We start from the raw sequence: 18,791 nt of genomic DNA on the forward strand, positions 1-18,791 counted from the left end.
ATGTTGTGAGCAAAAAAATTATGATCCTTCCGGGCGATGGTATCGGCCCGGAAATCGTTGAGCAGGCGGTGGAAGTCCTGAAAACCGTCGACGCCAAGTTTGGCCTGAATCTCGAGTTTGCCGAGGGCCTGATTGGTGGAGCGTCTATCGATGCGCATGGCGAACCGCTGACCGATGAAGCCCTGGATGCCGCAGGTGCTTGCGATGCCGTGTTGCTCGGTGCGGTGGGTGGGCCCAAGTGGGACAAGCTGGAGCGCGATATTCGCCCGGAGAAAGGCCTGCTGAAAATTCGCAGCCGTCTGGGTCTGTTTTCCAACCTGCGCCCGGCGATCCTCTATCCACAACTAGCCGACGCCTCTTCGCTGAAGCCAGAGGTTGTTGCCGGCCTGGATATTCTCATCGTGCGCGAACTGACCGGCGGTATTTACTTCGGGGAGCCACGTGGCATTCGCATTCTCGCCAACGGTGAGCAGCAGGGCTACAACACCTATGTGTACAGTGAGTCCGAGATTGAGCGTATTGCGCGCACCGCTTTTGAGGCGGCGCAAAAGCGTGGTGGCAAGCTCTGCTCGGTGGACAAGGCCAACGTCCTGGAAGTGACCGTGTTGTGGCGTGAAGTGCTCGATCGCCTGGCACCAGAATACCCGGATGTGGAGCTGTCCCATATGTACGTGGATAACGCGGCGATGCAGCTGGTGCGTGCGCCCAAGCAGTTCGACGTGATGGTGACCGGCAACATGTTCGGCGACATCCTCTCCGACGCCGCCGCCATGCTGACCGGTTCCATTGGTATGTTGCCTTCGGCTTCCATGAACGAAACCGGATTTGGCCTGTACGAGCCTTGCCACGGTTCCGCTCCGGATATTGCCGGGCAGGGCATTGCCAACCCGCTGGCCACGATTCTCTCCGCGGCCATGATGCTGCGTTACTCCCTGGATATGGGAGAAGCGGCAGACGCGATTGAGGCGGCGGTGAGTACCGTGTTGGACCAGGGCCTGCGTACCGGAGACATCCATACCGATGGATGTCAGAAGGTTTCGACGGCTGAGATGGGTGCGGCGGTCGTCGCCGCACTGTAAAGAAAGATCCATTGCGGATCATTCACTGAGTCTTATGAAAAGACGCCTGCACTCTAGTTTCATAACGGGGTGCAGGTATTACTCGATCAACAGGATTTTGAGATGCAAAAAGTAGGTTTTGTCGGCTGGCGCGGTATGGTCGGCTCGGTACTGATGGAGCGACTGCTGGCAGAGGGCGATTTCGCCCATATTGCAGAGCCCGTGTTCTTTTCCACGTCCAATGCGGGTGGTAAGGCACCGGCGATTGGTCGCGAAGTTGCACCGCTGGGCGACGCCTATGATATTGAGGCGCTGGCCGCACTGGATTGCATCGTCAGTTGCCAGGGTGGCGACTACACCAAGGACGTATTCCCCAAGCTGCGTGAGCAGGGTTGGGACGGCTACTGGATTGATGCGGCTTCCAGTCTGCGTATGGATGACGACGCGATTATCGTGCTGGATCCGGTGAACCGCGACGTGATTGATCGCGGTATCGACGCAGGCGTGAAAAACTTTATCGGTGGTAACTGTACGGTCAGCCTGATGCTCATGGGTCTGGGAGGCCTGTTCAAGGCCGGTCTGGTCGAGTGGGTAACCGCCATGACCTACCAGGCGGCCAGTGGTGCCGGCGCCAAGAATATGCGCGAGCTGATCTCCCAGATGGGGGCGATTCGCGATGGCGTTGCGACTGAGTTGGCCAACCCTGCCAGTGCGATTCTCGATATCGACCGCAAGGTGGCGGCCGATATGCGCTCCGCGGAGTTCCCTACCGACCTGTTCGGCGCGCCGCTCGCCGGCAGCCTGCTGCCGTGGATCGACACCCAGCTGGAGTCCGGCCAGAGCCGCGAAGAGTGGAAAGCGCAGGTCGAGGCCAACAAGATTCTGGCGACAGATACTACGGTGCCTGTGGATGGCACCTGCGTACGGATTGGCGCCATGCGCTGTCACAGCCAGGCGTTCACCGTGAAACTGAAGAAGGATGTACCGCTGGCAGAAGTTGAGCAGCTGATTGCCAGTGCCAACGACTGGGTAAAAGTTGTGCCCAACGACCGTGACGTAACCGTGCAGGAACTGACTCCCACCGCGGTAACCGGCAAGCTGGATATTCCGGTAGGACGCCTGCGCAAGCTGAGCATGGGCCCCGAGTACCTGAATGCGTTTACTGTGGGCGACCAGTTGCTGTGGGGGGCCGCCGAGCCCCTGCGTCGCGTGCTGCTGATTTTGCTGGGCAAACTGTAATTGCCTGTAATGCAGGGGCCCATTTAGGGCCCCTGCGTCGTCTGGTACGCTGGCGGATAAAATTACCTTCAGGATATCGGCGATGCGCCTCTTCCCTTTCGCTAAATTTGCTGCCAAGTGGCTCCTTCTGGCCCCTCTGGCTTTCCTCGTCGCAACTTACCTGCTGTTCCTGCTCTTGAACCTGAATGATCGGCCTGCCTCTGAGGCAGCGCGTCACTTCGAGCAGGAATACGCGCGGATTTCGGATATACCTTCTTCGGAAAGTGCATGGCTCTTCGCCTTCGGATTTGATGCGCCGCGGGGGCAGGGCCCGATGGCGGTTGGCCGCGAACGTGCTGCGTGGATGCGCGAAAAGATGGCTACACCTTTCCCGCGGATTTTTGAGGGGATGCCATTTGATGGCGAAAATGAAAATTCCCCAGGGGATGAGCGGACAGAGGCGCAAAGGCTGGTCGCAGATGCACTGGGCGACAAAGAGAGCCCCACGCCTTTCACGACGGTAGAAATGAGTGAGCTGCTGCACTGGCTGGAGCGGGATGCCTGGAAGCTTGCCCGCTACGAGAAACTGATCGGGTTAGGGGAATGGCAGGAAATGGTCTTCGCGGATCCGGCAGCGCCCTTCATTCAGTATTCGAAGATCATGGATGGGCAGGAATTACTGCTGGTCAATGCGCGTTTGAAGGCAGAAGCGGGGGAAATTGCAGCGTTACGCGCACTATTGCAAAAAGACATGGAATTCTGGCGTATGGTCATGCGTGAGAGTAATTTGCTGATAAGTAAAATGATCGCCGCTGCTGCGATCGAACGCAGCTTTCGTGTTGGCAATGCCATCTTGAAAGAGTTGCCGGATGGGGGCGCAGAAGCGGTACCGGAATCTTGGCAACAGCCATTTACGTCCGCAGAGGTCTCTCTCGCGCGAGCGATGATCGGCGAGTGGGCTTTCGGTAAGGGTATAGTGGATATGCTTGCTGAGTGTGGCGATGATTGTTATGCAGAGCTGGAGATGAATACGTCATATTCATTCGTCGACAAGGCGACCGAGAGTCTGTTTATGTCGCTGTTTCAGCCTCAGCACTCGACTAACCTGATAAGCCAGAATTTCCTCTCTTGGTCAAATAAAACCACGGTTTCCCCGGCGGACTTGCCGGAGCAACTCGCTGATATCGAGATGATGGAGCCCTTTGATACTGATGGGTTCTGGTACAACCCGGTGGGCCGACTGTTAGTGCAGAGCGCCGCTCCTGAGTGGGGGAAATACGCAGCGCGGAGCGCTGACCTTGAGGGGGTGCGCCGCGCCACCCTACTAGCGGTCACCTTGCGTCAGTTGCGCGCGAACGATGCGTCTTCCGAGCATTTTGACCAGATGCGGTCCGCTGTGGAATTCAGCGACCCCTATACGGGCCAGCCACTGGAGTTGGACAGCCAGGGACCGGCCCTCCAGTTCCGTGGCCTTGAGGAGGGGGATCGCGGAGCGCACCGTATCTTTCTCTAGATGAATCCCGGCGGTCTGCCGCCTTGATTGCTGCATCATCAGGTGATTGCCCTGTTAGATGCAGCGCCCCGCTGATGACGCCCCTTCCACGCAGCCCGCGCGCAGGTATAATCGCCCCGCTTTTACCCATCCCCACCCAGAGAATACCCGAGTCATGTCTGAACAAAGTCCGGCTGCCGAGCAGGAATCCACCCGTCAACTGGTCATCGTTGGCGTCAACGAAGCGGCGTTTACCCCGCTATTGGAAATCCTCGAAGAGCGTAAAGTCGTCACTCCTGGTGAGCTGGTATTGCTGGAGGCGGACGATAGCGATGTAGACCAGCAGGTCTTTGCCAACCGCAACATTACGGTGCAGTCACTGGAGCAGTTTCAGTATGCGCCGGAGCAGGTCGTCGTGCTGCTGCGCGGCGGCGATGCGGGGCAGGCGGCACTGGAAGCGGCAGAGGCCGCCGGCGCCTGGGTAATCGATGCCGCGGAAGTCACCCGCGGCGATGAAACTGCAGAGGTTGTGCATCCACTGGTGAACAGCGGTGTGATTGCCGAATCGGATCGCCGTGTACTGGCGCTTCCCGGCGCCGGTGCTGCGATGGTCGCAGAGGCGTTATTGCCGTTGCGCGCCAAGCTGCAGGGGGTAGAGGTGCAGCTGAACCAGCCGGTATCGGCGCTGGGCAAGGCGGCGGTAGACGCCATGGCCGCGCAGACTGCCAAGATGTTCAATGGCCAGGAGGCGGATATCGATCCTGAGGTCGGCCATCGCCTGGCGTTTAATCAACTCAGTTCTGCCCAGCCTTTGCTGGCCAGTGGTCACAGCCTGGCGGAGCTCTCGCTGGTGCATGACCTGCGCCGGTTGCTCGGAGAGGAGATCGCCGTGGATGCCTGCGTGAATACCGCTTCGGTATTCCATGGCCAGCTCGCCAACTTGCGGGTCGTGCTGAAAGAGGACGCCGACCTGCCCACGATCGAGGGCCTGTTGCGCAATGGCACCGGCCTCAAACTGAGTGACAGGCCGTCGGCGCAGGAGTCGGTCGGAGATGACGTCACTTTGATCGGGAGGTTGCGTCAAAGCCTGTTAAGCAGGCGTCAGATTAATTTTTGTGCAGCATCCGACAATTTGCGGAAAGATCTCGCAATAAACTGTGTACAGATTGTTCAGTTATTGCTAAAAACCCACTGATATTTAATACTTAGCCGCCATAGTGAAGGTTCATTCTTAACTTTCAGCGGTATGGGGATGGCGAAACTTTCGCCATTGACGGGGGGTCATCGAGCAGATGGCCACGATAAAGATCGTTTTTTGTACAGCCTGGCCTGCTCGTATCCTTTGCGACAGGTGCCAGGAATTCTAACAATAAAGGGATTCGGATATGCGTGTGCGTAAGCTGGCGCTAGCTGTGGGTATGGTCAGCGCACTGGGTGGCAACACGGCTCTGGCGCTTGGTCTCGGAGAGATCAAGCTGAAATCCAACCTCAATCAGCCTCTCGATGCGGAGATTTCGCTGCTGCAGACCCGTGGTCTGAGCGAAAGTGAGATCCGTGTACGTCTCGCTGGAACGGAAGAGTTCGAGCGTGCTGGAGTGGATCGCTCCTATGCGTTGAATGACCTGCGCTTCGAGGTGGATTATTCCGGTCCCAATCCCGTTGTTCGGGTGTCCACTCGAACGCCGATTCGCGAGCCCTTCCTGAACTTCCTGGTGGAAACCCGCTGGCCGAGTGGCCGTTTGCTGCGTGAATACACCCTGTTGATGGATTTGCCGGCCTTCTCCAGTACCGCGGCACAGCAGCCGGTTCGCGCGGCCGAGCGCGAGCGGCAGCAGGTACAGCGCCAGGAGCCGGTGACAGTATCCCGCCCTGCGCCACAGCCTGTGGCTCAACCACAGCCGGCAGCCCAGCCTGAGCAACAGCCAGTGGAGCCCGTGGAGGAGCCGGCACCAGCGCAAGAGCCCGCGCCGGTTGAGGCCGAGCAGCCAGTTTATGAAGAGCCCGCCTACGAAGAGCCAATGGAACTGGATAGTTCCCAGTCTCCGCAGGCGGAATCAAACGTCGATCAGGCCGGTAGCGTCTATGGTCCGGTGTCTTCCAACGACACGCTGTGGGAGATCGCCCTGCAGGCCCGTCCAAGCCGCGACATGACCGTGCAGCAGACCATGCTGGCGATCCAGCGTCTGAATCCGCAGGCGTTCATCAACGACAACATCAACCTGCTGAAGAAAGGCGCGGTATTGCGTCTGCCGTCAGAGGTCGAAATCCGTGCGCTTAACCGCGGTGAGGCAGTTGCCCAGGTAGCGGTACAAAACGACAGCTGGCGTGCGGGTACTGGTGTCGATGATCTGGCAACCGGCGCGCCGCTGGATGCCCGTGAAGTGGTTGAGAGCGCTGAGGTGGCCAGCACCGTTGAGGGCCGTGTCAGCCTGGCAGCGCCGGGTGACAACGAGTCGGTAACGTCTGGCTCCGGCATTGGTGCGGAAGACAGCGAGGCGCTTGAGGGCGAACTGGCAGTCACCGAAGAAGAACTCGACAAGTCCCGTCTGGAAAGCGAAGAGCTGCGTGAACGTATCTCCGAGCTGGACGAGGAAATCGATACCATGGAACGCCTCGTTGAGGTGTCCAACGAAGAGCTGCGCGCAGTTCAGCAGGCCTCCGAGCAGGCAGACGATGCCATTGCCGATGCGGAACCAGTAGAGGAACCTGTTGCGGAAGAGGCTGAGCAACTCGAAGTTGCTGCGGATACCGCAGAAGAAACCGAGGCGGCACCGCAACAGCCGGAGCGTCCCCGTGTGGTCGTACAGACCCGTGAGGAGAAGTCGATTGTCGACCACGTGATGGACAACATCTACGCGGTCGGCGGTGGCCTGGCCGCGCTGCTTCTGGGTCTCCTGGGCTTTATGTCCTGGCGTCGCAAAAAAGCGGAAGAAGAAGAGCTGCGCAAGCTGGAAGCCGAAATGGCGCAAGAGCGTGCGCTGGCGGATGCCCCTGAAATCGAAGACTCTGCCGAAGATCTCGTGGCAGGTGGCGAACAACTGGAAAGCGCGGACGACTTCGATCTGGGTGAGCTGGGCGAAGTGGAAACCGAAGACCCGGTGTCCGAGGCGGAAATTCACCTGTCGCTCGGTCAGCACAGCGAAGCGGAAAGCAAGCTGTTGTTGGGTTTGCAGCGCGACGGTCAGAACGTCGACGCGCGCCTGATGCTGCTTGAGGTGTATGCACAGCAGCAGGAAATCACCAAGTTTGACGATCACTACCGTCAGCTGCTCGCGGTCAGCGATGGCCCGGCAATTGACCGTGCCGCGCGTCTGCGCGAAAGCATTGCCGGCGCCCCGGCCTTTGAGCAGGGCGAGATTGGCGAGCTTTCCAGCGAATCCCTGGAAGCGCTGCAACTGGACGAAATGAGCTCCTCGTTTGATGAGCCTGCGCTGGGTGATGACAGTGCGTCGAGCGAGTTTGATGATGGCGGTGTCGGCCTGCTGGACGAACTCACCATGGATGTCGATACCGGTGCCATCGAGAGCAGCGATGACGCAGCCGAAGGCGATTTCTCCCTGGACCTGGATTTTGATGCGGGAGACCTGGGCGCCGATCTGACAGCGAATTCAGAACCGGCCGCGGACGCTGGCGATTTCGATCTGGGCGACCTGGGTGATCTCGGAAGCCTGGACCTGGAAAGCGATGCGGGCGATACGTCTGCCGCGCCCCAGGCTGGCGGCGACCTGGATACTTTTGAGCTCGACCTGGATCTGGATGCCGACGCCGCGCCTGCTGCAGAACCTGCCGCTGAAGACAATGGTCTGGACTTTGACCTGGATCTGGAGCCGCTGGCTGAATCGGAGCCGACGGCTGCAGCTGAAAGCAGTGTCAGTGACCAGCTCGACCTGGACTCGCTGGACCTGGGTGACATTGCGCTCGAGACCACACCGGAAGAGCCTGCTGTTGAAGCGCCGTCTCTAGACGCTTTCGAGGCACCTGCCGAGCTGAGCCTGGAGCCGACCGTCGCAGAATCCGCCGGTGATGAGCTAAGCCTGGAAGGCGATCTCGATCTGGAAGGTAGTCTCGATCTCGAGGGTGGCCTGGATCTGGACGGTATCGACCTGGATGGTATCTCGCTCGACCTGCCAGAAGAGGGTGCGGCCGCGGCTACCGATGTCGTTGAACAGCCCGTTGCCCAGGCGCCTGCGAGCAGCAGCCCGGCAGCAGCGGGGTCTTCTGCTGAACTCGAAGATCTCAGCTTTAACCTCGAGGGTGACCTGGACTCCGAGCTCAATCTGCTGGAAGGCAATGATGAGGTCAGCACCAAGCTTGAACTCGCCCAGGCCTATCTGGATATGGGTGACAAGGACGGTGCGAAAGACATCCTCGCCGAAGTCGTTGATGAGGGTGGCGACGAGCACAAAGGGCGTGCCCGTGAGCTGCTGGAGCGAATCTCGTAACAGCGGTCTCCACGCCGACAAAAACCTCGCACTCGATGCGGGGTTTTTTTTTGAATGTTGTAAATTGAGAGTGGCCGCCGCTTTGGGGCGGGCCATCGACTGGAAAGAGGGAGCGGGGCCGTGCACCCAGGGAAAACCGACTATCAGTACAAACCCAATGGAGAAGTGCCTCCGGGCGAGTCACTGCCGGAGGGCGTCAAACGTTACGCGCTGGGAGTTGAGTATTGTGGTTCCGACCTGCATGGGTTCCAGAAGCAGAAGCACTCGCCGAAGACGGTGCAGGCGCATCTGGAACAGGCCCTTTCCAGCATCGCCAATGAACCCGTGACACTGGTGTGTGCCGGTCGAACCGATTCCGGCGTGCATGCGACCAATCAGGTCATCCATTTTGATTCGCGCGCCGTCCGTCCGCAGCAAGCCTGGGTTCAGGGGGTTAATACGCGGCTCCCGGACGATGTGCGTGTGCGCTGGGCCATGGAGGTGCCAGCGCAGTTTCACGCGCGTTTCTCCGCGCGCTCGCGGACCTATCGGTATTTGATTCACAGTGCACCGACACGTTCAGCCCAGGCGGCCCGCGAGGTCACCTGGACCCAGCACCCGCTGGATCTGGAAGCGATGCGGGAGGGGGCGACCCATTTGGTGGGGGAGCACGACTTTAGTAGTTTTCGTGCCAGCCAGTGTCAGGCGAAGCATCCGGTGCGGGAACTGACCCGCCTGGATATTGCCCGTGTCGGACACCTGATTGTGCTGGAAGTGAGCGCGACGGCTTTCCTGCATCATATGGTGCGAAACATCACCGGTGTTCTGATGGCGATCGGTCGGGGTGAGCGGGATCCTTCCTGGGTTGCCGAAGTACTTGCCGCTCGCGATCGCAGCGCGGCCAGCGTGACGGCGCCGCCTTTTGGCCTGTATCTGGTCGATGTGCAATACCCGCCCGAGTTCACCTTGCCCATCCAAGAGCCGGGGCCGCTGCTGGTGCCGGTCCCGTTGGGATCCATTTGTGCTCCCGCGGAGTAAAAGTCAGTAAGCAAAGGCGTTTTTGGTGGGCGGGCGGATTCCGCGCGGTGGCGCAATCTGCTAGTATCGCTGGCTGTTTCTTTTCTGAATTTCCAGTCAGCTGTCCATCACCATGCAAGTCAAGATCTGCGGTATTACCCGGTCAGGCGACGCCCGTCACGCGGCGGACGTTGGCGTGGACGCGCTGGGGCTGGTTTTTTATCACCGAAGTCCTCGCAATGTGAGCCTGGAACAGGCCGTTGATATCGCAGCGGTTGTACCGCCGTTTGTGACGCTGGTGGGTTTGTTTGTTGATGCTGAGCCGGCTGATGTCAGACGCGTTCTGGCCCAGGTGCCACTAAACCTGCTGCAGTTTCACGGTGCGGAGCGCGCCGAATACTGTGAGCAATTTCAGCGTCCTTACATCAAGGCGATCCGGATGAGACCGGATGTGAACCTCGACGCAGAGATGGCGGCGCACCCGCGCGCACGCGGGTTCCTGCTCGATGCCTATCAGCCTGGCGTGCCCGGTGGTACTGGTGAATCCTTCGACTGGCAACGCGTGCCGCAAAACTCCGGTCGCCCGATCGTGCTTGCCGGCGGTTTGTCCGCGGACAATGTTGCGGAGGCGATTTGCACGGCGCAACCTGACGGTGTGGATGTCAGCGGGGGTGTCGAGATGGCACCTGGATGCAAAGACGCCGACAAGGTTACGGCATTTGTGCGAGCCGCCCGATCAGTCAAATAGTTGATTTTGCCTGCGTGCCTCCGGTTGGTGACAACCAGCCTTGAGTCGGCACGTGGGTGCAGAAATGGAAAAGGAGCAGTCGTGTGAGCGATCAATCAAAACTGGATTTTTCTCACTTTCCCGATGCCACTGGGCATTTCGGTGATTATGGTGGGCGCTTTGTATCCGAAACCCTGATCGACGCGCTGGATGAACTTCAGGAGATGTATTCTCGCCTGAAAGATGATCCTGAATTCGTCGCCGCGTTCGATTACGACCTGGCCCACTACGTTGGCCGTCCTTCACCCCTGTTCCTTGCCGAGCGCCTGACGGCAGAGGCCGGTGGCGCGCGCATCTGGCTGAAACGCGAAGACCTCAATCACACCGGCGCCCACAAGGTGAACAACACGGTGGGCCAGGCCCTGTTGGCCAAGCACAGCGGCAAGTCCCGTGTTATCGCGGAAACCGGCGCTGGCCAGCACGGCGTGGCAACGGCTACTGTTGCCGCGCGACTGGGTCTCGAGTGTGTGGTGTATATGGGTGCCGAGGACGTCAAGCGCCAGTCTCCCAACGTGTATCGGATGAAGCTGCTGGGTGCAGAGGTTGTGCCGGTTGAATCCGGCTCCAAAACGCTCAAAGACGCCATGAACGAAGCGATGCGGGATTGGGTCACCAATGTCGATGACACCTTCTACATTATTGGCACCGTTGCCGGACCGCACCCCTATCCGCAGCTCGTGCGGGATTTCAACTCCGTGATCGGTCGCGAAGCACGTCGCCAGAGTCTCGAACAGTTCGGGCAATTGCCCGATGCCCTGGTCGCCTGCGTCGGCGGTGGTTCCAACGCCATGGGATTGTTCCATCCATTCCTCGCCGATACTTCGGTGAAGATGTACGGTGTGGAAGCCGGTGGTGACGGTATCGAAACCGGGCGCCATGCGGCGCCGCTGAGTGCCGGTATTCCGGGTGTACTGCACGGCAACCGCACTTACCTGATGGAAGATGACGACGGCCAGATTATCGAGACCCACTCGGTGTCCGCGGGCCTGGATTATCCGGGTGTCGGCCCTGAGCACGCCTGGTTAAAAGATATTGGTCGAGTGGAGTATGTCGACGCCAATGATGAGGAAGCCCTCAGCGCGTTCCGTATGCTGACGCGCAAAGAAGGTATTCTGCCCGCGCTGGAGTCGAGTCATGCGGTGGCGTATGCCCTCAAGCTGGCGGCGACCCTGCCTGCGGAGCAGAACATTGTGGTGAACCTGTCCGGTCGTGGCGACAAGGATATTTTCACCGTTGCCGCTATCGACGGAATTTCCGTTTAACGGGGGATTTGGCAACCGGGCGACAGTGCTTGTATGGCTGCCGCCCAGTTTGGAAGCCGGAAGGGACCGGCGACTGTCCAGGGAAAATGTAGTGACACAAGAAAACAATACCTCACAAGAAAATCGCATCGATCGTCGATTTGCCCGGTTGCGGGAAGAGGGCCGTAAGGGTCTGGTGACTTACATCGTGGCTGGCGATGGCGGTCTCGAAAATACCGTACCGATGATGCATCAACTGGTGGAGTCCGGCGCGGACCTGATTGAGCTGGGGGTGCCTTTTTCTGACCCGATGGCGGAAGGGCCCGTGATCCAGCGCGGCCATGAACGCGCACTCGCCAGTAAGGCTTCGCTGCGCAAATGCCTGGAGATGGTGCGTGAATTCCGCACCCGGGACAGCGAAACCCCGGTTATCCTGATGGGCTATGCGAACCCGATCGAGCGTATGGGCGGAGCGACATTCGCCGATGCGGCGCTGGAGGCTGGGGTCGATGGGGCGCTTACTGTAGACCTGCCGGCAGAAGAGGCGGGTCCCCTGAGCACCTTGCTGACAGAGCGGAACTTGCGCAATATCTTCTTGCTGACGCCGACCACCAGTCCTGAACGTATTCAGGAAATTACGCGTTTGGCCAGCGGCTTCATTTACTATGTTTCGTTGAAGGGCGTAACCGGGGCGGGGCATCTCGACCTTGGCTCGGTGCGCGACAAGCTTGATGAGATCCGCGGCTACACCGATTTGCCGATGTGCGTTGGCTTTGGTATCAAAGATGGTGCCTCGGCGAAGGCTGCCAGTGAACACGGCGATGGCGCCGTAGTGGGCAGTGTACTGGTGAGCGCCGTCGGCGAGGCGGCAGACGCCACACAGGCCAAGGCCAGCCTCGCCGGTGTTGTCAGCGAAATCCGCGAGAAGCTGGATAGCTGAGCTGTCGTTGCATGCAGCCCGCGAACTGGTTGGCAGGATCCGGGCTGGCAGGCAGGCTTTGGCTGAAAAGCCGAAATTGCCGGCTGAAATGGCCGGGTCTGAGTGCAGCGATAGTGTTTTAATTCTCACCCTGAAACGCATCGGTCAGGTTTTAGATCGTGACCAGACAACAGTATCGGGAATTGGATTCGAAATGAGCTGGTTAGAAAAAATTGTACCCGCGGTCATTCGCACAGAGCGCCGTCCTGGCGCCAGCAAAGTGCCGGAAGGTGTTTGGAAAAAATGCGTTAAATGTGACGCCATGCTGTATCGGCCGGAACTCGAGCGAAATCTCGATGTGTGCCCCAAGTGCAACCATCACTTGCGCATCGGTGCCCGCCGTCGGCTGGATATTTTCCTCGATGAAGACGGCCGCGAAGAGCTCGCAACCGATGTGTTGCCGGTGGATCGCCTGAAGTTCAAGGACGTTAAAAAATACAAGGACCGCCTGACCCAGGCGCAGAAGGCGACCGGTGAAAAAGATGCACTGATCGCCATGCGCGGCACCCTCGAAGGGCGTCCGCTGGTGGCGGTCGCCTTTGAGTTTGCCTTCCACGGCGGTTCTATGGGCTACGTGGTGGGTGAACGCTTTACCCGCGCTGCCCAGCTGGCGCTGGAAGAGCGTATCCCGCTGGTTTGCTTTTCCGCGACCGGTGGTGCCCGCATGCAGGAGGCCCTGATTTCCCTGATGCAGATGGCGAAAACCTCCGCGGTGCTGGAAAAGATGAAAATGGCCGGTGTGCCCTACATCTCCATCATGACTGACCCGGTATACGGTGGTGTCTCCGCTTCTCTGGCATTGTTGGGTGATATCAACGCGGCCGAGCCCGGCGCGCGCGCCGGCTTTGCAGGTCCGAACATCATCGAGCAAACTATCCGTCAGAAGTTGCCGAAGGGTTTCCAGCGCAGTGAATTCCTGCTGGAGCACGGCGCTATTGATATGATTATCCCGCGCGCAGATATGCGTAAGACCGTCAGCCGCCTGCTGGGTAAGCTCGGCGGCGCCTAAGCCCTTGCCGGGGCTCAGTCGGGCCCCTCAGCTGCCATAGCACGGGCCGGATGATCCCCGGCCCAGAACACCCCGGTGTAACGGGCGTGAGAGTACTATGAGCGAGCTGCACTCCTGGCTCAGCCGTCTTGAGCGGCTGCATCCCACCGAAATCGAGCTTGGCCTCGGGCGCGTTGCCCAGGTGGCGACCACGCTGGGTATCGAGAAACCTGCAAACACCGTGATCACGGTGGCCGGTACCAACGGCAAAGGCTCGTGTGTTGCGACCATGGAAGCCTTGCTGTGCGCCGATGGTCGCCATGTCGGTGCCTATAGCTCTCCCCATTTATTGCGCTTTAACGAGCGTATCCGTATCGACGGGCAGGAGGTGGATGACGCCTCGCTTGTGGCTGCCTTTGAGGCAATTGAGCAGGCCCGCGACACCGTCAGCCTGACCTATTTCGAATACACCACGCTGGCGGCGCTATGGCTGTTTCAGCGTGCCGGCGTAGACTATGCCTTGCTGGAAGTCGGGCTGGGCGGGCGGCTGGATGCAGTGAATCTGGTCGACCCCGATCTCGCCATTATTACCAGCGTGGCGCTGGACCATGAGGAATGGCTCGGCAGTGACCGCGAAGTGATTGGTCGCGAGAAAGCGGGCATCCTGCGCCCCGGCGTTCCCTTTGTGTGCGCCGATCCGGAGCCGCCCGCCTCGGTGGTTGCGGCCGCTTCGGGTCAGGCGTCACCGGCCTGCTATTTCGATACTGATTTTTACATGACGGAAGGCGCATACCGCTTTGGGGATCTGGAACTCGTTCTGCCGGAGGTTCCCCTGCCGCCACCGAGCGTGGCGGCGGCGCTGACCGCGTTGAAAATGCTCGACGTCCTGCCGGCGTATCCGGTGCAGATCATCAGTCAGCTGCGTCTGGCCGGTCGCTGCCAACAGGTGCGCTGGCATGAGCGTGAACTTTTGCTAGATGTTGGTCACAACCCGGCTGCCGCGGCTTATCTGGCCGACTGGCTCGATCGCCATCCTGTGAGTGGTCGCACACTGGCGCTGGTCGCGGTAATGGCGGACAAGGACCTGCCGGGCCTGTTTGAGCCACTGGTTTCTCGCGTGGACCACTGGTATCCCGCGCTGTTGCCAGACAATCCGCGCGCTGCCGATGGTGCGCAGCTGCAAGAAGCACTGCGTGACACAGGGGCCAGAGGGCTGGCGGCGGATTGTGCGCCCATCAGTGACGTGCTACAGCGCCTGATTGATGAGAGCGACGTCACAGATCGGTTGCTTGTCTTTGGTTCTTTCTTTACCGTTGCAGAAGTTTTACAGCGCATGCGGGAAGAGGGCGATGGCGTCGTGTGACAACGAGGCTCCCAAGCGGGGGCGTTTAGATGACGGATTCAAGCAGCGAATAGTTGGCGCTCTGGTGCTGGCTGCTCTCGCTGTGATCTTCCTGCCGTCCCTGTTTGACCGGGAGGGTGCGCGCTACATCGACGTCACCAGTCAGATCCCCGAGCCCCCGCAGATTCAGCCGATCCAGATTGCCGAGCCACAACCGGTCGAGGGTATTGCGGCTGCGCCAGACCCAGACAGTCTGTTTCAGCCAGAGGCCGATCCAGAACCGGTCGCTGAGCCCGAGCCCGCGGTGAAAGCCCCGCAACCGGCACCGTCCCCGGCGGTGGCACAGGTGGAGCCGGCCAAGCCTGCAGCGCCTGCCCCGACGAAGGCGGTTCCCGCAGAAAAACCAGCCATTCTCGATGCCTCCGGGCTGCCCCATGCTTGGGTAGTGCAGGTGGCCTCTTACAGTCAGGCCGATCGCGCCGGGCAGATGCGTGATCGTCTGCTGGGCGAAGGCTACCGCGCTTTTGTACGTCCGGTAACCACGGATCGCGGGCGTTTTGTGCGGGTCTTTGTCGGCCCCAAGGCCGAGAAGGCAGAAGCACAGGGTGTGAAGCAGGAGCTGGACCAGCTGCTGGGCCTCAAAACCCTGGTGATGCGTTTCAAAGCCTGACCAGTTCGTCACGACGCGTATTGCGGGTCTCGCTGTCCCACGGTTCCCCGGGTTTTTGCGAACGGCTTCACGCGCCCCCGGTGGTAAGTTAGAATGCGCGCTCTTTCGCGACAGCTGCCGAGGCAGATGAGAACTGAATGAATTGGGCTGACTGGACCATCCTGGCTATCGTGGCAATCTCCACGCTGATCGGTCTCAGCCGCGGATTCGTCCGGGAAACCCTCTCTCTGCTGACCTGGGTGGCCGCCTTTGTGATCGCCATGATGTTCCGTGACGAGCTGGCGCCGCTGCTGTCTCGCCTCGTGGATACCCCGTCACTGCAGGCCATAGCGGCCTTTGGCATCCTGTTTATATTCACCCTCCTGGCCGGAGCCGGCCTGAACATGACTGTGTCCGCGTTTGTGGAAGCCACCGGGCTATCCGGCACGGATCGGGTGTTGGGGATGATTTTCGGTTTGATGCGCGGGGCGATTATTGTGCTGGCGCTCCTGATTATGGCGCCGGCAATGATTCCGGTGGAGGAAGACAGTTGGTGGCGCGATTCGGCGCTTATCCCCCATTTCCTCACCTTTGAAGACCGTGCGCGCGATGCGGCCGCGGTGATCAAGGACTTTTTTGTAAACTTGTTTTAACGGGCAGCCGCCCGCCAACGTTCGACCAGTAGGGCCAAAACTATGTGTGGTATTGTCGGTATCGTCGGTAAGAGTGACGTCAATCTGCAGCTGTATGACGCGCTTACCCTGTTGCAGCATCGTGGACAGGATGCTGCCGGCATCGTGACCTGCGATGAGGACCGTCTCTGCCAGCAGAAGGCCAATGGCCTGGTACGTGATGTGTTCCGCGCGCGCCACATGCAGCGCCTGACCGGTAACTTCGGTATCGGTCACGTGCGTTACCCCACTGCCGGCGGTTCCGGCCCGGCGCTGGCGCAGCCGTTCTACGTGAACTCCCCCTACGGCATCGCCATGGCACACAATGGCAACCTCACCAACAAGGACGAGGTTGTCGAAGAGATTTACCAGCAGGACCTGCGCCATATCAACACCGATTCCGACTCGGAAGTCCTGTTGAACGTATTTGCCCATGAGCTGCATAAGCTCGGCAAACTGCAGCCCAAGGCTGAAGATATTTTTGAGGCCATGCGAGCGCTCAATAAGCGTGTCCGCGGTGGCTATGCCTGTGTGGCACTGATCGTGGGTTATGGCATCGTGGCTTTCCGCGATCCGAACGGAATTCGTCCGCTGGTTTACGGCAAGCGCGAAACCGATCGTGGCACTGAATACATGGTGGCGTCCGAGTCCGTTGCGCTCGACGTGCTGGGCTACACCCTGGTCCGTGACGTCGCCCCGGGTGAAGCGATTTACATCGAATTGGATGGCACCGTGCACGCCGAGCAGTGCGCCGAGAATCCGTCCCTGAACCCCTGCATTTTCGAGCACGTGTACTTTGCGCGTCCGGACTCCATCATGGATGGTGTCTCGGTGCACAAGTCCCGTCTGCGCCAGGGTGAACACCTGGCTGAAAAAATCCTGCGCGATCGTCCGGACCATGACATCGACGTGGTGATCCCGATTCCGGATTCCTCCCGTACGGCCGGCCAGACCGTGGCTTACCGCCTGGGTGTGAAGTTCCGTGAGGGTATGGTGAAGAACCGCTATATCGGCCGGACCTTTATCATGCCGGGGCAGAAACAGCGCAAGAAGTCGGTACGCCAGAAGCTCAATGCCATTGAGCTGGAATTCCGCGGCAAGAATGTCTTGCTGGTGGATGATTCCATCGTGCGCGGAACCACCTGCAAACAGATTATCCAGATGGCCCGCGACGCCGGTGCGGCCAAGGTGTACTTTGCTTCGGCAGCGCCTGCGGTCAAGTACCCGAATGTATACGGTATCGATATGCCGTCTGCAGAAGAACTGGTGGCCCACGATCGTACTACCGAAGAAATCTGTGAGGAGATCGGCGCAGACTGGTTGATCTACCAGGACCTGGAAGATCTGGTGGAGTGTTCCGCGGAAGGCAACGAGGCCATCCAGAGCTTCGACTGCTCCGTATTTGATGGCAAGTACGTGACCGGTGATGTTGACGAGTCTTACCTCGAGCGCCTGCACGCCGAGCGTAATGACAACGCCAAGTCCAACAAGGGAGATGAGGCGGCGATCTAAAGCCAGCCTCCGATCCCGTCGGGTGGTAAAGACCCGACGCCCTGAAACCCGCGGTACCCATCGCGGGTTTTTTGTATCTGCGAAAAAACGCAGCCTGCGGATGCCGGGGGGCTTTTCCTTGCAGGTGCACCGTTTACAATAACCGGCACTGCCTTGGCGATAAAGTCATATGCGGCAGTGGCTTCACGCCTGGATTGGCAAACGTTTTACCCGGATGGTTCAAGTTATGTTTGAAGATGATGATTACGCCCTGGATACCCTGGCGGTTCGCGCCGGCCAGATTCGCTCTCAGGAAGGCGAGCACTCCGAGGCGATGTTCCTGACTTCGAGCTATGTTTTTCCGTCCGCTGCCGAGGCCGCCGCACGCTTCTCCGGCGAGAACCCCGGGAATGTCTATTCGCGCTATACCAACCCGACCGTGCGTATGTTTGAAGAGCGCATGGCGGCGCTGGAAGGTGGAGAGGCCGCGGTAGCCACCTCCAGTGGTATGGCTGCCATCCTCAGTGTGTGTATGGCGTTGCTGAAAAGTGGTGACAAGGTCATCTGTTCCCGCAGTGTATTCGGCACGACCACCGCGCTGTTTGGGCGCTACATGGAAAAGTTCGGGGTGAAGGTGAGCTATGTGGACCTCACCGATATGGATGGCTGGCGTGATGCCCTCGATGGCGATACCCGCCTGCTGTTTATGGAAACGCCCTCCAATCCCCTGTGTGAAGTGGCGGACATTGCCGCACTGGCAGACCTGGCCCACAGTGCCGGCGCACTGCTGGTCGTGGACAACTGCTTTTGTACACCGGCCCTGCAGCGCCCGCTTGAGCTGGGCGCAGACATTGTTGTGCACTCCGCCACCAAATACCTGGACGGGCAGGGGCGCTGTCTGGGTGGTGTCGTTATCGGCGGCAAGGCGCTGATGGACGAACTGGTGATTTTCCTGCGCACTGCAGGGCCGAGTCTGAGCCCGTTCAACGCCTGGGTCTTCCTCAAGGGCCTGGAGACTCTCAGCCTGCGCATGCAGGCCCACTCGCGCAATGCACTGGCACTGGCGTGGTGGCTCGACGAGCAGCCGGCGGTAGAGAAGGTGAATTATACCGGCCTGCCCAAACACTCCGGGCACCTGCTGGCAGCGAAGCAGCAGAAGGCCTTTGGTGGTGTGCTGAGTTTTAGTGTGCGTGGCGGTCGGGAAGAGGCATGGAAGGTGATCGACGCCTGCCGCATCATGTCGGTCACCGCCAACCTGGGGGATGCCAAGACCACCATTGTGCATCCCGCTACCACCACCCATGGGCGCCTCAGCGATGAGGACAAGGCTCGAGCGGGTATCACTGAAAACCTCATCCGTGTGTCTGTCGGGTTGGAGGATGTCGAAGATCTGCAGAGGGATCTGGCGCGGGGCTTGGCTTTACTGAAATAACTTGC

At 59.6% G+C, this 18,791-nt stretch carries 15 protein-coding genes; all 15 read left to right on the top strand.

Annotation, left to right across the window (positions count from 1 at the left end; translation table 11 throughout):
• The first annotated feature begins 5 nt into the window (after positions 1-5).
• The 15 genes from leuB (at position 6) to ACXAD0_RS09090 (ending at position 18,786) form a co-directional block, all read left to right on the top strand.
• Positions 6-1,079, top strand: coding sequence for a 3-isopropylmalate dehydrogenase (gene leuB, locus ACXAD0_RS09020; RefSeq protein ID WP_475088050.1), 1,074 nt, complete (start codon positions 6-8; stop codon positions 1,077-1,079).
• Between the two features lie 102 nt (positions 1,080-1,181).
• Complete coding sequence (gene asd / locus ACXAD0_RS09025; RefSeq protein ID WP_475088051.1) at positions 1,182-2,297, top strand: aspartate-semialdehyde dehydrogenase; 1,116 nt, start codon at positions 1,182-1,184, stop codon at positions 2,295-2,297.
• An 82-nt stretch (positions 2,298-2,379) separates the two neighbouring features.
• Positions 2,380-3,789 (top strand): hypothetical protein, encoded by a 1,410-nt coding sequence (locus ACXAD0_RS09030; RefSeq protein ID WP_475088052.1) that lies wholly within the window; start codon positions 2,380-2,382, stop codon positions 3,787-3,789.
• Positions 3,790-3,943: 154 nt separating this feature from the next.
• Positions 3,944-4,963 (top strand): Asd/ArgC dimerization domain-containing protein, encoded by a 1,020-nt coding sequence (locus ACXAD0_RS09035; protein ID WP_475088053.1) that lies wholly within the window; start codon positions 3,944-3,946, stop codon positions 4,961-4,963.
• A 190-nt stretch (positions 4,964-5,153) separates the two neighbouring features.
• On the top strand, positions 5,154-8,210 hold the full coding sequence (locus ACXAD0_RS09040; protein ID WP_475088054.1) for a motility hub landmark protein FimV: 3,057 nt from the start codon (positions 5,154-5,156) through the stop codon (positions 8,208-8,210).
• 120 nt (positions 8,211-8,330) lie between these two features.
• Entirely contained in the window at positions 8,331-9,227 is an 897-nt protein-coding gene (gene truA, locus ACXAD0_RS09045) for a tRNA pseudouridine(38-40) synthase TruA (protein ID WP_475088055.1), read from the top strand.
• 112 nt (positions 9,228-9,339) lie between these two features.
• Positions 9,340-9,954: a phosphoribosylanthranilate isomerase gene (locus ACXAD0_RS09050; protein ID WP_475088056.1), complete on the top strand. Its 615-nt coding sequence runs from the start codon at positions 9,340-9,342 to the stop codon at positions 9,952-9,954.
• A gap of 83 nt (positions 9,955-10,037) precedes the next feature.
• On the top strand, positions 10,038-11,255 hold the full coding sequence (gene trpB, locus ACXAD0_RS09055; protein ID WP_475088057.1) for a tryptophan synthase subunit beta: 1,218 nt from the start codon (positions 10,038-10,040) through the stop codon (positions 11,253-11,255).
• Positions 11,256-11,346: 91 nt separating this feature from the next.
• The gene (gene trpA / locus ACXAD0_RS09060) at positions 11,347-12,174 is read left to right on the top strand and encodes a tryptophan synthase subunit alpha (RefSeq protein ID WP_475088058.1); all 828 of its coding nucleotides are present in this window, start codon (positions 11,347-11,349) and stop codon (positions 12,172-12,174) included.
• A 193-nt stretch (positions 12,175-12,367) separates the two neighbouring features.
• Positions 12,368-13,222: an acetyl-CoA carboxylase, carboxyltransferase subunit beta gene (gene accD, locus ACXAD0_RS09065; RefSeq protein WP_475088059.1), complete on the top strand. Its 855-nt coding sequence runs from the start codon at positions 12,368-12,370 to the stop codon at positions 13,220-13,222.
• Positions 13,223-13,319: 97 nt separating this feature from the next.
• Positions 13,320-14,564: a bifunctional tetrahydrofolate synthase/dihydrofolate synthase gene (gene folC / locus ACXAD0_RS09070; RefSeq protein ID WP_475088060.1), complete on the top strand. Its 1,245-nt coding sequence runs from the start codon at positions 13,320-13,322 to the stop codon at positions 14,562-14,564.
• A complete protein-coding gene (locus tag ACXAD0_RS09075) occupies positions 14,551-15,213 on the top strand; it encodes an SPOR domain-containing protein (RefSeq protein ID WP_475088061.1) in 663 nt (220 codons plus the stop codon). The genes folC and ACXAD0_RS09075 overlap by 14 nt, the downstream gene beginning before the upstream one ends.
• Positions 15,214-15,350: 137 nt before the next feature.
• Positions 15,351-15,845 (top strand): CvpA family protein, encoded by a 495-nt coding sequence (locus ACXAD0_RS09080; protein ID WP_475088062.1) that lies wholly within the window; start codon positions 15,351-15,353, stop codon positions 15,843-15,845.
• A gap of 42 nt (positions 15,846-15,887) precedes the next feature.
• Complete coding sequence (purF, locus tag ACXAD0_RS09085; RefSeq protein ID WP_475088063.1) at positions 15,888-17,375, top strand: amidophosphoribosyltransferase; 1,488 nt, start codon at positions 15,888-15,890, stop codon at positions 17,373-17,375.
• 226 nt (positions 17,376-17,601) lie between these two features.
• Positions 17,602-18,786: an O-succinylhomoserine sulfhydrylase gene (locus ACXAD0_RS09090; protein WP_475088064.1), complete on the top strand. Its 1,185-nt coding sequence runs from the start codon at positions 17,602-17,604 to the stop codon at positions 18,784-18,786.
• Positions 18,787-18,791 lie beyond the last annotated feature (5 nt).

The organism is Microbulbifer sp. ABF4_148 (assembly GCF_056158985.1).